This window comes from Wolbachia endosymbiont (group A) of Sympetrum striolatum (assembly GCF_947250715.1).
Classification (GTDB): Bacteria; Pseudomonadota; Alphaproteobacteria; order Rickettsiales; family Anaplasmataceae; genus Wolbachia.
In genome coordinates, this window is record NZ_OX366342.1 from 1,142,023 (window position 1) to 1,156,605 (window position 14,583).

Below are 14,583 nucleotides of genomic sequence, written 5' to 3' on the forward strand. Positions count from 1 at the left end.
TATTACTCTGTTTCTGCTTGAGGTTCTTCAACGTCACTATCGGCAGCAGAAATTGTAACAATAGTAAAATTTTCTTCTTCATGAGCTACAAACTTAACACCTTCTGGTAATTTTACATCATTAATATGTATAGACTGGCCAATCATTTTACCGGATAAATCAACTTCAATAACCTGAGGTATTTTATCAGGAGAGCATTTAACAGCAATAGAACGACACAAAACATTAAGCACTCCACCTAACTTGATCCCTGGAGCTTTACTTTCATTCACAAATGATAGAGGTATGTCTATTTTAATTTCGCTGCCTTTATCAACAAATTGAAAATCAACATGTTGCACAGTATCCTTTACTACATGCAATTGGATATCGCGAACAAGAGCATATTCCTTTTTGCCCGAAATATTCAGCTCTATCAAATGTGCAGAAAGAGAGCCTGATTTATATTGCTTCGTGAATTCCTTTGCAGACAATGTTAAATTTACATTATCATGACCCTTTCCATATATGATTCCAGGGATGTTTCCTTTCTTCCTTAGAGAATGCATCGCTTTTGTTTTTGTTATATCACGTAACTCTGCATTAATTGTTACTATTTCTTGTTGCGTCATCGATTACTCCTATTCAGCTAATCCTTTTAATATAATTTAATAATAATATAACATAAAAATATTTATTTCAAACTTCATTCTTTCATACTAATTGTTTGTGAAAGGATTTATTTAGATGTATATTTAAGCTTATTTAACAAGAACTATGGGCATTGATGATAAAGTAGTTTTTAGGATTTATAAACCAACAAAAACTGCAACACAATCTGGTTTAGGTAATACAAATCTCTGGCACCTAAAAATTGAATCTGGTTCTTACTACATTGAACCTTTAATGGGGTGGGTTGGCTCAAAAGATCCAAAAAAACAGATTGTATTAAAGTTTGATTCTCTTGAAAAAGTAGTATTCTACGCAAAAAAACGCAACGTTAAATACGTAATTGAAATGCCAAAAAATGTTAAGAGGCTGCCAAAATCTTACGCAAGCAATTTCATACTAAAGTAAGTTGCACAACAAAGGGAGTGTTAAATAAACTGTGTCAAACCGAAAAAAAAGTAATAAATTGATATAAAAAAATGGAGGTTTGACAATGAGTCAGAAAGTAGTAAACAGAACTACCGGTTTGGTAGATTATAAAGAATTAGAAACAAATATCCTGTCGTCTATACGAGAAGGAAGACCGTTGACAGGAAGAGATGGAGCATTAACACCGTTTATAAAAAAGTTGCTGGAGGTAAGCCTGGAAGGTGAAATAGAAAACCACTTGTCGGCTGAAAGCGAAGAGAATAATCGAAGAAATGGGAGGAATGCAAAGACTTTACGTACAAGCGCAGGGTCATTTGAGCTTTTGACGCCAATAGATAGGGAAGGAAGTTTCGAACCACAAATAGTCAAAAAAAGGCAAACAAACTTACATCCAGAGCTTGAAACGAAGATTTTGAGCACATTTGCCAGTGGTATGGGCTATAGAGATATAGTGTCACATGTTGAGGAAATTTATGATCACAAAATATCGGCGGCAGAGATATCAAGTATTACTGACAAATTGCTACCAGTAATCAACGAATGGCGTAGTCGCCCGCTGCAGTCTGTATATCCGATAGTTTTCATGGTTTTTTAAAGTCAAAGAGGACGGGCATTGCGTAAGTAAATGCATGTATAACATATTAGGCATAGATCAAAATGGCAAAAAAGAAGTATTAGGTTTTTATTTGGCTGAAAGTGAAGGAGCTAACTTCTGGTTGGGAGTGCTAAATGACCTCAAAGAAAGAGGAGTAGAAGATATCCTTATTGCCTGCGTTGATGGGCTGAAAAGCTTTCCTGCAGCTATAAACAGTGTCTTTCCTAATGCGGAAGTGCAGATGTGTATAGTGCATCAGATACGCAACTCACTGAAGTATGTGGCCAGTAAAGATGCGAAGAGTTTTTTGAGCGATTTAAAGAAGGTATATCAAGCTTCAAGCAAGGAAATTGCCGAGAATTATCTGTTGGAATTGGATGAAAAATGGGGCACAAAGTACCCTATGGTTATAAAATCTTGGCAGAATAATTGGGAAAACTTGTCTGGTTATTTTAAGTATTCTGGTCCAGTTAGGAGGATAATCTACACCACCAATCCCATAGAGGGGCTACATAGGCAAATTAGGAAATTCACTAAGACCAAAGGCTCATTTACCAGCATAAATGCCTTGTATAAGCAGGTATATTGTGCTATAAAGAAGGCAGAGGAAAAGTGGACGATGCCTGTACATGATTGGGCATTAACTATCTCTCAACTTGATGTTTTCTTTCCTGGCAGATTGAAAATTGAGTTGAACTAAAAATGCGGTTTGACACAGTTTATTTAACACTCCCGTCCCATTCTTTATCCCTGTTTTTTTTGTATTATTGGTCATATCACGCAATTTTTGAGAATTATTTAATAGATCAAATAGTACCTCTGTTAGATTTTTTTTTGCTTCACTATTCTGCTCAACTATTACAGCTGCTCCCGAATCTTCAATATATTTTGCGTTATAAAATTGGTGATTATCTTTTGAGTCAGGGTAAGGAATGTATATAGCAGCGCGCCTAGCAAGAGTGATCTCTGCTATTGAAGTTGCTCCTGCTCTGCTAATTACCAAGTGAGCATTGGCCAATCTATTTTCCATATCATCAAAAAATTCACTCAATTCACAATCGATCTTTTCACTTTTGTATAGACTCTTGACCTTGTTTACATTTTTCTTCGTACATTGCTGCGTCACTCTAATTTTCTTTTTCATTTTAATAGGCAAATTACAAATTACGCTGCTTACTACATCATCAAAAAAATTTGCACCTTGGCTACCTGCTATGACTAATATGTTTAGGACTTTCTCAGTGCTAGAATGGCTCTGTGCTTTTATATCAATAAAATTTCCTGTAAAAATACATTTATTACCTTCTGTATATTTAGTCTCCGGAAAGCTGGTTGCAATTAATTTTGCACTCTTAAAAAAGAATCTATTTACTCTTCCTAAAACTGTATTTTGTTCATGTAAAATTATAGGTATAGAAAGAACCCTTGCTGCAAGAAGAGTTGGAAAAGAAGCATAGCTACCAAAACCAATTACTAATCTTGGCTTCAATTTTCTGATTTTATATATTGCTAGCACACAACTATACATTAATAAAAGAAAAAATTTAAATTTGTTGCCGCTTGGTCTACGTAATGGTAAAATATAGCTTTCTATGTCGATATTTTTATTTGTTTTTTTATCAGTGAATAATATGCAATTGTATCCTTGTGTCTTTAGTGCTTTTGCTAAGGCTATGGCCGGAAAGATATGCCCACCTGTGCCACCTGTTGCTAAAATAATATCCATCTGTAAATAACAAATTAACACTAGATTGTTAACTGTTATTTAATAATTTGCACGTAGAATTTTATTAAGCTTTATGATAGTTGAGTTAAAAATGCCTAAAAGTAATAGTAAAAAAGAACCTAATGAGAAAAATAAACCTCAAGAACAAAGAGAAGGCAGAAGCGGAGGTTTTTTAGAACTGCTAAAAAATATAATAAAAATTCTTTTCAATTCGGTTGTTGACCTACCTGAGCACGAGCAGCATAATAAAATGAAAAGCACTAATCTACAACAAGGTTTGGATACTAAAGGAAAAGGCCCAGAAGATCTTCATCCAAAGGCAAAGCTTAAAGTTAAAGAAGCAGCTAAGGGATTGAAAGAAGAGTTACAGAATTCTGATGCTGGTGGTAATCAATCTATTGAAACTAAAGTGCCTAATCAAACTACTACCCAAGACATTGACAACTCTAAAACGATGGAACGTTAGTTCAACTATTTAACGACTCATCATCTGCAGCAAGCACTGATTCGTGTATCATCTCTGAAATGGTTGGATGAGGAAAAATCGTAGATTTTATGTCGAAGTCTGTTCCTTCTAGTTGCTTTGCAAGAGCAAAATTGCTAATTAACTCCGTTACTTCTGCACCTATCATGTGGCTACCCAGAAGTTCGCCTGTCTTTTTGTCTATAATTGTTTTCACTAACCCTTCAGTTTCACTGAGTGCAATAGACTTACCATTAAAGTTAGAGTGAAATTTTCCTATTTTTACATCATACCCACCTCTTATTGCCTGTTCCTCAGTAAGGCCGATGCTCGCTATTTGTGGATGAGAATAAGTGCAATTTGGTATGCATTCTTTTTTTAACGCATGAGCACTTTTACCAGCAATCTTTTCAACGCAGATCACAGCTTCATTGCTCGCTTTATGTGCTAAACATGGTGGGCCAGCTACATCACCTATTGCATACACATTTGATTCACTAGTTTCATACCATTCATTCATTTCAATAAAACCAGAAGGGCTTAATTTAATTTTTGTATTTTCTAAACCTATATTTTCAATATTTGCTTGAATTCCAACCGCAACAATCACCCTATCAAATTCTTTGCTCTCGCCACTACTTAGTAGCACTTGAGCAGAGTCTTTACTTTTAGTAAGAGCTTTTACGCTACTGTTTGTATATATTTTTATCCCCTGTTTTGTGAATATTTCTTCTGCTAGGCCTGAAATGTCTTTATCTTCCAGCGGCAAAATAGTGCTCTTTATCTCTATGATTGTTACATCAACCCCCAAAGTACTATAAAAACTTGCAAATTCTATTCCAATTGCACCAGACCCTATGATTAGTAGTGATTTTGGTAATCTCTCTGGAGTCATAGCGTGCTGCGCATTCCATATTAAATCTCCATCTGCCTCTATTCCAGGCAGATTCCGTGCTCTCACGCCTGTTGCTAAAATGATATGTTTGGAAACAATTTCTTGTTCTTCCTTATCGCCAGCAACTTTTATAGTACTATTGCCTGCAAGTTTACCAAAGCCTTGATGAACTTTGATGTTATTTTTTTTCATCAAATATGCAACACCGCTTGACAATTTATCAACAACGTTTCTTGAGTATTTCACTATTGATTGTATATCAAAACTCGCTCCCTTTACTTCTATACCAAACTCTTTTGATCTTTTTATTAGCCTATAAACCTCAGATGCTCTAAGTAGTGATTTTGTTGGTATACATCCCCAATTTAAGCATATACCGCCTAAATTTTTTTCTTTTTCTACAATTGCAGTTTTAAACCCAAGCTGTGCCGCCCTAATTGCTGCTATATAACCACCAGGACCGCTACCTATAACCGTAATATCATACTCATTCATCAGTTTTCTTCGTATTCAAAAAGATTATATATAACAGATGGAACCCGTATGATCAATATTCAGGTAGCTGACAACATAGAAACGAAAAAACTTGCTTGACAAACTCCGCCAGCCCCCTTATCATGATATGTATAACAATGTTACAAAAAATAATATCATAGAATTCAATAGGATAATTCCTAGAAAACCCCTACATACTAAAAAAAGCAAAATGCTGTTAAAATGAGCTTAAGAATAAATAGCAAACATCTAACATAACAATTCTATTTGTAAATCAGGTGAGACTTATCCTATAGAAAGCTTTCGAACTACGCAAGCGTATCTTTTGCCTTTAGTATTTCTTTAAACCTGCTGCAAAAGAGTAGGAATGGTTATAAAATAGGGAGGTATAGCAAGAGAATAGAGAGGGAAGATGAGCTTAAACTACCATAATCTAAAAGAACATCCGAGAAATTTTCGAGATGTAACAGGTTTGAAAATAGAAGAATTCGAAAAGGTTGTAGAAAAAGTGCGCCCAGAGTGGGAAAAAGTTCAAGAACAGAAGAAATGCCATGGAAGAACGTCAAGATTGCCTGTATTGGAAGATAAAATACTCTGTATAATTCTATAGACCTGCTGCAAAAGAGGAGATATTTAAAGAGAGATGTAGCAAGAGGGAAGATGAGCTTAAATTATCAAATCAACGTTATTCTACTTTACCTCACTAGCATTTTCCTTACCTTGAACCTTACTATTACTCACAAATATAAACATTCGTTACGTAGTTCTTAATATGTCTACAGAGACGAAATTTCCCGAATTATTTATAATGGACCCTTACGATCACATTCTGGGGACGTACATCAGAAAACTTTTATATTATTAGTTTTGTAGTAAAATTATATGAGTACATCGTATCTATTAAATCAGAAGCTTTATGGATTACAGATTGAGAGCTTATTTGTTTGGGGTTATCTGGTTTATACTTAGCTTACTTAGTAGTGTAGCTAATGATACTATATCAAAATATCTAAGTTTACATCTTCAGAGTTTTGAAATAATTTTTTTCCGCTTTCTGTTTACCACTATTACCCTTGTACCTTTTATGTTTTACTATGGAATAGAAGCTTTTAAAACAAGTCAAATATCTATTCAAATAACTAGAGGAACACTGTTGTTTTGTGGAATGGTCTTATGGACATATGGATTGAGTACTTTCCCCATAGTAACTGCAACGATTATAAGTTTTTCTATACCATTATTTGTTATATTTCTTGCAATCCCTTTACTAAACGAAAATATAATTTGGCAAAGATGGATAGTAACTATTATTGGTTTTGTTGGTATTGCTATTACTATCAAAGCTCATAGTGAAGACTTTAATCCTAAAATTCTTATTTTTATTGTATCTGCATTAATCTTTGCTATATTAGACATACTTAATAAGAAACTTGTGATAAAAGAGTCAGTAATAAGTATGTTATTTTATTCAGCTCTAATGACAACTGTTTTTTCTACTCCACCTTTGTTATTTTATTGGCATATGCCTTCCTTGTTGGAATTAGTATTACTGCTGATTTTGGGAATTAATTCAAATCTAATTTTGCTCTTTATGTTAAAAGCTTTTACTCTTACTGATGCTACTGCACTTGCACCTTATAGGTACATAGAGCTAATAATTTCTGCAATAGTAGCATACGTTATATTTAATGAATTACCTGATAAAAGTGCTTTATATGGTACTTTGATATTAATACCATCAACCTTATTTATAGCTTATTCGGAAGGTAAGGCAATTAAGAAAAATAGTGTAACAACAAAAGTTTATAATTGTTAATGGTATTTATTTTAGATGCTAAGCTATATTTTTAAGGTGATAATAAAATGCACATAACTATTATAGGAGTAGGGTATGTAGGATTAGTATCTGGTACAATGTTATCGGAGCAGGGCCATAAAGTTGATTGCATTGACATAAATACTGAGAAGATTGAACTTTTGAAATCAGGGAACATTCCTCTATATGAACCTGGATTAGCAGATTATTTAGAGAATAATATAAAGTCACAAAGGATAAGATTTTTCGATTCGTATTTTCAAATAAATCCCAATACAGAAGTAGTATTTATAACTGTAGATACTCCATCAGACTCCCTAGGAAATGCAAATTTAAAGAATGTATATAATGCAGTAAGTGAAGTTTCTGAGAGAGTTAATCAAGATTGCTTAATAGTGATAAAGTCAACTGTTCCTCCTGGTACTGCAGAAAATATATATAATTATTTATCTAATAAGGGCTATAACTTTGATTTGGGGGTTAATCCAGAGTTTCTCAAGCAAGGCTCTGCAGTATCAGATTTTTTATACCCAGATAGGATAATAATAGGAGTAAAAACTAAGCTAGCTAGGGCAAAACTAGAAGTTATATATAAATCATTTATAGATAAGAATATTCCGTTAATGGTCACTGATACAGTTACTGCTGAAATGATTAAATATGCTTCTAATGCTTTTCTAGCAACAAAGGTTGCTTTTATCAATGAGATGGCAGGTTTATGTGAGCTATTAGGAGCAGACATTGACCTTTTAGCTAACACTATGGGAATGGACCATAGAATAGGTAAGGAGTTTCTCAAAGCTGGTCCAGGATTTGGAGGATCATGTTTTCCTAAAGATTTATCGGCCTTAATAAGGCTTGCTGAAGATCACAATGTCAAGCTACAAATTTTAAATTCAGTTAAGGAATCTAACTATAATCATATAACAAACATTGCTAAAAAGGTAGAATATCTATTAAATGGAGTCCAAAATAAAAAAATAGCAATATGGGGGCTAACTTTTAAGTCTGGTACTGATGATGTAAGAAATAGCCCAGCTATAGATATTGCACAATTGTTAGTGAATAACAAGGCTAAAATTACTGCATATGACCCAATGGGGATGGATAATGCTAGGCAAGTTCTAAAGGATATAGAGTACGCGGACAATGCTATAGGGGCTGCAAGGGACGCGGAAGCCTTGTTATTGTTAACGGAGTGGAAAGAATTTAAAAATCAAGATTTTGCAAGTTTAAAGAGTATTATGACTGCACCTAATGTTTTTGATTTCCGTAATTTATTAGATAGCGAGCTGTTACTAAGATATGGTTACCATGTTTATTCCTTGGGTAAAAAATCTATCTACAAAGTTTAACTGTTGAGAAATATTTTTTACACCGCTTTACTTAGTTTTTTAAGGTCTTTGCTTGATAATATGGAAAAGCAAACGAGTGCAACAACAGAGCAAATGGAAAAAAATGAAAACATAATACTGTTACCACAGTGCTTAACAAGTACTCCTAAGAGCACGCATGAAAATATTGAACTTGCAATATACCCAAATAATCCTGTTAAGCTTACAATTGCACATACATTATTTTGTGAAGCAATTTCTACAGCTATAACACCTGTCAGTACTTGAACTCCAAATATAAAGAATCCTGATAAGATTGCACCAAGGTTCATAAGAATTATGTTTTGACCAAAGTTCATTGCAATAAAAGTGAGTGCTATACCCAACATGTAAAGTAATGCCAGCAAGCTTCTATTTTGAAAGAAGTACATATCACTAATTCTTCCTGTGATTAAAGTTCCAAGGATTCCACCTAAATCATATACACCTGTTATTAGTGAGGATTGTACAAGAGAAATTTGTAATTTATCCCTTAAAATTATAGGAAACCAAAAGAAGATTCCCATTTTTATAATATAAGCACAAAAAGTAGCACAACATAGAAACCATATGGAACTTGTTACCTTGATACCTATTTGAGATTTATGCACCTTATAATAGGTAGTAAAGTTGGCACTTTCTTTGTAATATGCTTTTAATATTATATAAATTCCAAAAAGTAAGCATAAGAGACCAGAGTACAAAAATGCACTCTTTGCATCATACATTTTTATTATACTTGGTAATACAATTAAAGTAATACAAGAACCAAGTTGCTGAGATGCGCTCATAACTCCCCATGATGATGCAATTGAAGAGAGGCTAGAGTTTGTAACCATAAACTTGGTAATAGCTGGCCAACCTAACCCTTGTGTCCAAGCTAATAATATTAATGTTAACAGTAATAAAGTTAGATTATTATATGATAAAGTTATACCAATGGTTAATAATCCAGTTGCAATATTGCATAGCCCAAACATAAATAGTGGATTATTTTTGGAGTCCATGACTATTCCATTAACGAATTTTGATACTCCATAAAAAAAAGAAAAGCAGGCAAAAAAATAGCTTAATTTTACATGGTCAGTATCTATTAACAGTGGTAGAGCAATTGGTATACTTTGTCTTGATAAATAAAGCAGCATATATCCACAGAAGAATAGTAAATATTGAAAGAAGACAAAGTTCACACCTATTCCCAAATAGCTCTATGCAGATGCCAGCATAATACTATATTGGTATAATATTATTTGACAAGAAGTTTTCAAACAATTAGTGCAGAAAATTACTTACTTAGTATCTTTCTTATAGCAGATACAGTAATATTAATATCTTCATAGCTTATATCTCTATGTGTTATAGCTCTGATTTTACCTTTGATGTTAGCCATTCTAATTCCATAATTTGTTATTAGTACGTTTATTAATTCTTGAGTAGATATACAATTATTACGTAATGAGAAATACGCTATATTAGTTTTGTATAGGTCAATATCAATTATAACTTGATCTATTGAGTCTAGGCCTTCTATAAGGTGCTGCATTTTTTTATGATCTTCTTCTAAAGAATTTACATTATTACGTAGAGCATATAAACATGCAGCTGAAATAATGCCAGCTTGGTGCATACCTCCGCCAATTTGAAACTTATAGTACCAAGCTTTTTCAATAAACTCTTCACTTCCAAGCAATATTGCGCCCATTGGAGCACCTAATCCTTTACTAAAATCAATGAATACCGAATCAAAATAACTTGCATACTCTTTTGGAGATATTTTAGTATGAGCACAAGCGTTGAACAGTCTTGCTCCATCTAAATGAGTGAATACGTCATTCTCTTTGCAGAGACTTGAGATCTCTTGAATATATTCTAAAGGCCACACAGCTCCACCACCAAAATTTGTCGTTTGTTCGATAGAAACAAGCCCAACTCTCGGAATATTTCTTAAACTAGGACGAGTAATAAACTCAACAATTTGTTCTCCAGTAAATATTCCTCTCGTACCTTTGATTGGCAAAGGAGTGGCATGTGCCTGGGCTGCGATCAAGCCAGATTGTACTATGAGCGGATGTGAAGTTTCATCAAGCAGCAAGTAATCACCAGGTCTTTGAATGTGTACTTTATAAGCAATTACATTGGACATTGTTCCTGAAATCAAAAAGATTCCTGCAGGTTTACCTAATATTTTACATGCGGTTGCCACTAATTCGTTCACAGTTGGATCTTCACATGCAGCTTCGTTTCCAACTTTTGCTTTAGCCATCGCTTCCCTCATTTTAGCTGAAGGGTCAGTGTTTGAATCGCTAAAGAAATCTATTTTTATTCTCATATTAAATTTAACACAACCTCCTTTATAATTTCAGCAGCTTTCATGATGTCTGTTTCCTTTGTGCCAAGATGGGTAACTGCTCTTATATGAGACTCGAGCCAAGGAAAAAGTAATAAACCATAAGCTTGGCACTTACTCAAGAAAACCTCATTAGTTACATTTAGTGCTTTTATACTAAAGCTTACTATATTAGTTTCTGGATAAGGTAGTACCAGTTTTATGTGTGGAATTTCCTTAATCTTGTCTGCAAACAGTTTGGCGAGTTTATTGTCTTCTTTAAGCCTAGAAATATTGTTCTGTAGTACATACTTTGCTGCATTAGCACAATACCCTATCTGATGATAACCACTACCTAGCCAAACCTGTAGCTTTTTAGCCCTTTCAATTATCTCTCTTTTACCCATAAGCATTGAACCAAAAGGAGCGCCAAGTCCTTTAGTAAAAGAAAAGCTCATTGTATCCACATATTTAGCATAATCTGCTAAAGCAATATTTGTTTCGATATGAGCATTAAATATTCTTGCACCGTCTAAATGAAGATTTACATTGTGAGCTTTTAAAAAGTGATATAACTCGACTTGTTTTTCAAAAGGATAAATTTTACCATTAAACCCATTTATACTATTTTCTATAGAAACAAGACTCACCTGAGCAAAAATTTTATACCTCGGCTTAGAATTAATAGCACATTCTACTTCAGCAACATCTAAGATTCCGCTATTATTTCTAATACAATTAAATACGATATTATTTACTTTTGCATTGCCTGCACTATCGAAAAAATTAACGTGATAATTATAATGAGTTATTAGTTCATCACCAGGACTTGTTTGACTGGCAATGGCTAATCTATTTGCAAGCATACCGCTGGTTACAAATAATGCCTCTTCTACTTTGAATAATTGTTTGCAATATTCTGATAAGTCATTACAGCTTTTGTCTTCACCATAAGCAAAATCTCCAACAGTTGCATTACTTATTGCATGTATAACGTTGGAGCTCTGCAGAGTTGTAGTGTCACTTCTCAGATCAATAATTTTTTCCATCTTATTTTTTGCCATTCAAACAACCAATTTGAGCATTCCAAAGTTCCTTGTAAAGACCTTGCTTAGAAACTAGTTCAGCATGTTTACCATCTTGGACAATTTTTCCTTTGTTAAATACTAGAATTCGGTCCATGTGTAAAAGTGTAGAAATACGGTGTGCTATAGTAATCGTAGTTTTATTTTGCATCAGTTTAAATAAACTCATTTGAATTGTTTTTTCTGTTATAGAATCTAACTGACTAGTTGGTTCATCAAGAAATAATATTGGAGCGTTTTTTAAAAATGCCCTTGCTATTATTATTCTTTGTCTTTCTCCTCCAGATAGTTTGATGCCTTTTTCTCCGACTGTAGTTCCATATTGATCTGGTAGAGTCATAATGAAATCGTGAATACCAGCCAGCTTTGCAGCTCTCATTATTTCTTCGATAGTAGATTGAAGTCTACCATATATGATGTTTGCTAAAATAGTATCATGAAATAACAATGGGTCTTGAGGTATTACAGATATTTGTTGCCTCAAAGAACTCTGTGTAACTTCTGATACTATTTGATTATCAATCTCTATATTACCTTTTTTAACATCAAATAGCCTTAGGATTAAGTTTATAAAAGTAGATTTACCACCTCCAGAATAACCAACTAGACCTACCTTTTCGCAAGGATTAATGGTAACTGAGAAATCTTGAAATAATGGCTCCTGACCTTCATAAGAAAAAGAAACATTGTTAAACGTTATTCTTCCACTTAATAAATTTAATTCTTTAGCATTTTCCTTATCTTGAATTTCTGGTACGGTATTCAAGATTGGCAATGCATCTGAAACTTTGCCGAAATGAGTAGAAAATTGGGTAAGATTTCTAGTTAGATGGTTAAGAAACTCTATAATCGATATATTAATTCCAAGTACAAGGGCAATATCTCCTATTGCGATCTTGTTCAATTGATAATCATGAATTAAAAAATACAAGTTTACTGCTTGGAGTATATCAAATGAATAGCCATATATAAACCAAAGCCAAAAGTATGCCCATTGTAATTTTCTCTCTGCAATAGTTCTTTTCTTGCATATTTGAAAAAATTTGTGTCTCTCATGTGCTTGCTGAGAAAATAACCTTACTGATATAACATTTAAAATACTATCTGCTATACTAGCTATTACTTTTGAATTTTGTTTAGAGTAATTATCAGCTAGTTCAGTAAGTACACGAAAGCTGAAAATCGAGACTAAAATAAAAATGCTTACCCAAGTGAATGTAGCGATTGCAAACTTTATGTTTACTAATGATAAGGTATAAATAGCTAAGACTAATGCTATACTGTAACCGAAAAAACAATCTATAAGCAATCTTATTAACTCTATCACACTATCCATTAAGCTACTGACCTTATGTACTAAGCTTCCAGATAAATTGTTCTGATAATAGGAATGGTCTTGTTGGAGTAGCCTACAAAAAGATATATCAGCTATTTTTTGACGCATTAAGGTAAACATTCGAATGTCAACAAAATAGCCATAGAATCTAAAAGCAGTAGTGATAAGTAATGCCATGCCAAGATAAGCGCTTACAGGTAATAAAAGATTTTCAATTACATTACCTTCCTGATATTTTACAGCTGTATCTAGAATATTTTTTACTAAATACTTTCTAAAAGACAAATCAACAGCTACCACCAGAGCAACTAAAGACATTATAAGTACATTAAGCTTGAATTTAGATACTATATTCAAGATGAACATCAATACACATTTGAAGCTATCAACTCTACTTCTGTTCATTTACAATGCTAGCTCCACTACTTTGACTTTTTTATTGAGAAATACAAGTAGTGAAAACCATAAATTTTTGTATATTTTTCCTGAGATGTCTCCAGCATCATGTAGTGCTGATGCTTGATTTAGAATAAGCAGCTTATATAAATCTCGCTTAGCCTCAGTAGTGTCGATCTCAGAGATATTTTTAGTTGTGTCTGCAATAAAGGCTAACCAGCTCTTGATAAGTTCTTCCATGTTTTTTGCTTTTATACTTTCCTGGTAGCCAAACAATGACAAGCATTCTCTCAGTATAGATTCTGTTAACTCACCACAATTGAGTATACCAAAAACTGAAGGCTGAGGTTTTGGCACATAGGGAAGGTCTTGATCTTTTATAATCCACCTTGTTACATAAGCAAATCTATCTTTAGCATCTGTATTCTTATCACTACCATGCCATAACCGGGAATCAAAAACTATTGCATCTCCTGCTGAAATAGGTAGTGACTTAATTTTGTAATTTTCTCGGTTATTTGAGTGCTGATCAAAAAAATATGGGTACCAAAAATCAACTAAAGGCTGTATTTCCCATTTATGACTGTTTTCTATAATTTGTAGTGCACCTGAAGTTTCACTGACATTATTCAAAGCTAACCAAACGGAAAAGTGGTAAGGATCATTAAAACTATAGGAGATGTCTTGATGGAAGGGAACTGCATCTATTAAATCAGCAGTTTTACATATAACATTTGATTTTTTCTGCAGTATCTGACACTGAAGTGATTTTTCAAGGTAATTTTTAATAATTTTATCTAATGCTTGAGAGATAATTCTAGTTACTTGAGATGACGTGCCCCATCTGCCGGTACAGTTTAAGTAGTCAGAAGTTGAAACACTTAGTTCTTGGGATAGCTTTGATATCTTATTTGTTATATCACTTAAAGACTGAGTTATTAGCTCTAAAGGAACCAGATTTTTGATAATAAAAAAACCATTTTTTTGTAATGTTTCCATA

13 protein-coding genes and 1 pseudogene are annotated in these 14,583 nt (G+C 33.4%); 6 read left to right on the forward strand and 8 right to left on the reverse strand.

Features of this window, described 5'->3' with window-relative positions; all coding sequences use genetic code 11:
- Window positions 1–2: 2 nt before the first annotated feature.
- The gene (locus tag OOK87_RS05635; protein WP_250295275.1) at window positions 3–611 is read right to left on the reverse strand and encodes a 50S ribosomal protein L25/general stress protein Ctc; all 609 of its coding nucleotides are present in this window, start codon (window positions 609–611) and stop codon (window positions 3–5) included.
- 145 nt (window positions 612–756) lie between these two features.
- Between OOK87_RS05635 and OOK87_RS05640 the strand changes: the two genes are divergently transcribed.
- The gene (locus OOK87_RS05640) at window positions 757–1,056 is read left to right on the forward strand and encodes an ETC complex I subunit (protein ID WP_264688320.1); all 300 of its coding nucleotides are present in this window, start codon (window positions 757–759) and stop codon (window positions 1,054–1,056) included.
- Between the two features lie 85 nt (window positions 1,057–1,141).
- A pseudogene (locus tag OOK87_RS05645) lies at window positions 1,142–2,372 on the forward strand (IS256-like element ISWpi15 family transposase).
- Here the strand turns inward: OOK87_RS05645 and murG are convergent.
- Window positions 2,313–3,398, reverse strand: a complete 1,086-nt coding sequence (gene murG / locus OOK87_RS05650; RefSeq protein WP_253309512.1) for an undecaprenyldiphospho-muramoylpentapeptide beta-N-acetylglucosaminyltransferase — start codon at window positions 3,396–3,398, stop codon at window positions 2,313–2,315. The pseudogene OOK87_RS05645 and the gene murG sit on opposite strands and share 60 nt — an antisense overlap.
- Window positions 3,399–3,471: 73 nt before the next feature.
- Between murG and OOK87_RS05655 the strand changes: the two genes are divergently transcribed.
- Window positions 3,472–3,864, forward strand: a complete 393-nt coding sequence (locus OOK87_RS05655) for a hypothetical protein (RefSeq protein WP_264688321.1) — start codon at window positions 3,472–3,474, stop codon at window positions 3,862–3,864.
- 1 nt (window position 3,865) lies between these two features.
- Here the strand turns inward: OOK87_RS05655 and lpdA are convergent, their stop codons facing one another.
- Window positions 3,866–5,251, reverse strand: a complete 1,386-nt coding sequence (gene lpdA, locus OOK87_RS05660) for a dihydrolipoyl dehydrogenase (RefSeq protein ID WP_264688322.1) — start codon at window positions 5,249–5,251, stop codon at window positions 3,866–3,868.
- A 412-nt stretch (window positions 5,252–5,663) separates the two neighbouring features.
- On the opposite strand from lpdA, the gene OOK87_RS05665 reads away from it, so the two are divergent.
- The 3 genes from OOK87_RS05665 (at window position 5,664) to OOK87_RS05675 (ending at window position 8,422) form a co-directional block, all read left to right on the forward strand.
- A complete protein-coding gene (locus tag OOK87_RS05665) occupies window positions 5,664–5,861 on the forward strand; it encodes a hypothetical protein (protein ID WP_155968442.1) in 198 nt (65 codons plus the stop codon).
- A 306-nt stretch (window positions 5,862–6,167) separates the two neighbouring features.
- Window positions 6,168–7,067, forward strand: coding sequence for a DMT family transporter (locus OOK87_RS05670; protein ID WP_264687717.1), 900 nt, complete (start codon window positions 6,168–6,170; stop codon window positions 7,065–7,067).
- A 47-nt stretch (window positions 7,068–7,114) separates the two neighbouring features.
- Complete coding sequence (locus OOK87_RS05675; protein WP_264687716.1) at window positions 7,115–8,422, forward strand: UDP-glucose dehydrogenase family protein; 1,308 nt, start codon at window positions 7,115–7,117, stop codon at window positions 8,420–8,422.
- Between the two features lie 17 nt (window positions 8,423–8,439).
- Here OOK87_RS05675 and OOK87_RS05680 read toward each other — a convergent pair whose 3' ends face one another.
- The 5 genes from OOK87_RS05680 to OOK87_RS05700 form a co-directional block, all read right to left on the reverse strand.
- A complete protein-coding gene (locus tag OOK87_RS05680) occupies window positions 8,440–9,585 on the reverse strand; it encodes an MFS transporter (protein ID WP_353275342.1) in 1,146 nt (381 codons plus the stop codon).
- Window positions 9,586–9,725: 140 nt separating this feature from the next.
- On the reverse strand, window positions 9,726–10,769 hold the full coding sequence (locus tag OOK87_RS05685; RefSeq protein WP_264687714.1) for a threonine aldolase family protein: 1,044 nt from the start codon (window positions 10,767–10,769) through the stop codon (window positions 9,726–9,728).
- Window positions 10,766–11,815, reverse strand: coding sequence for a threonine aldolase family protein (locus OOK87_RS05690; protein ID WP_264687713.1), 1,050 nt, complete (start codon window positions 11,813–11,815; stop codon window positions 10,766–10,768). The genes OOK87_RS05685 and OOK87_RS05690 overlap by 4 nt, the downstream gene beginning before the upstream one ends.
- Before the next feature lies 1 nt (window position 11,816).
- Complete coding sequence (locus OOK87_RS05695) at window positions 11,817–13,592, reverse strand: ABC transporter ATP-binding protein (RefSeq protein ID WP_264687712.1); 1,776 nt, start codon at window positions 13,590–13,592, stop codon at window positions 11,817–11,819.
- Window positions 13,593–14,582 (reverse strand): phytanoyl-CoA dioxygenase family protein, encoded by a 990-nt coding sequence (locus tag OOK87_RS05700; protein ID WP_264687711.1) that lies wholly within the window; start codon window positions 14,580–14,582, stop codon window positions 13,593–13,595.
- Window position 14,583: the final 1 nt, after the last annotated feature.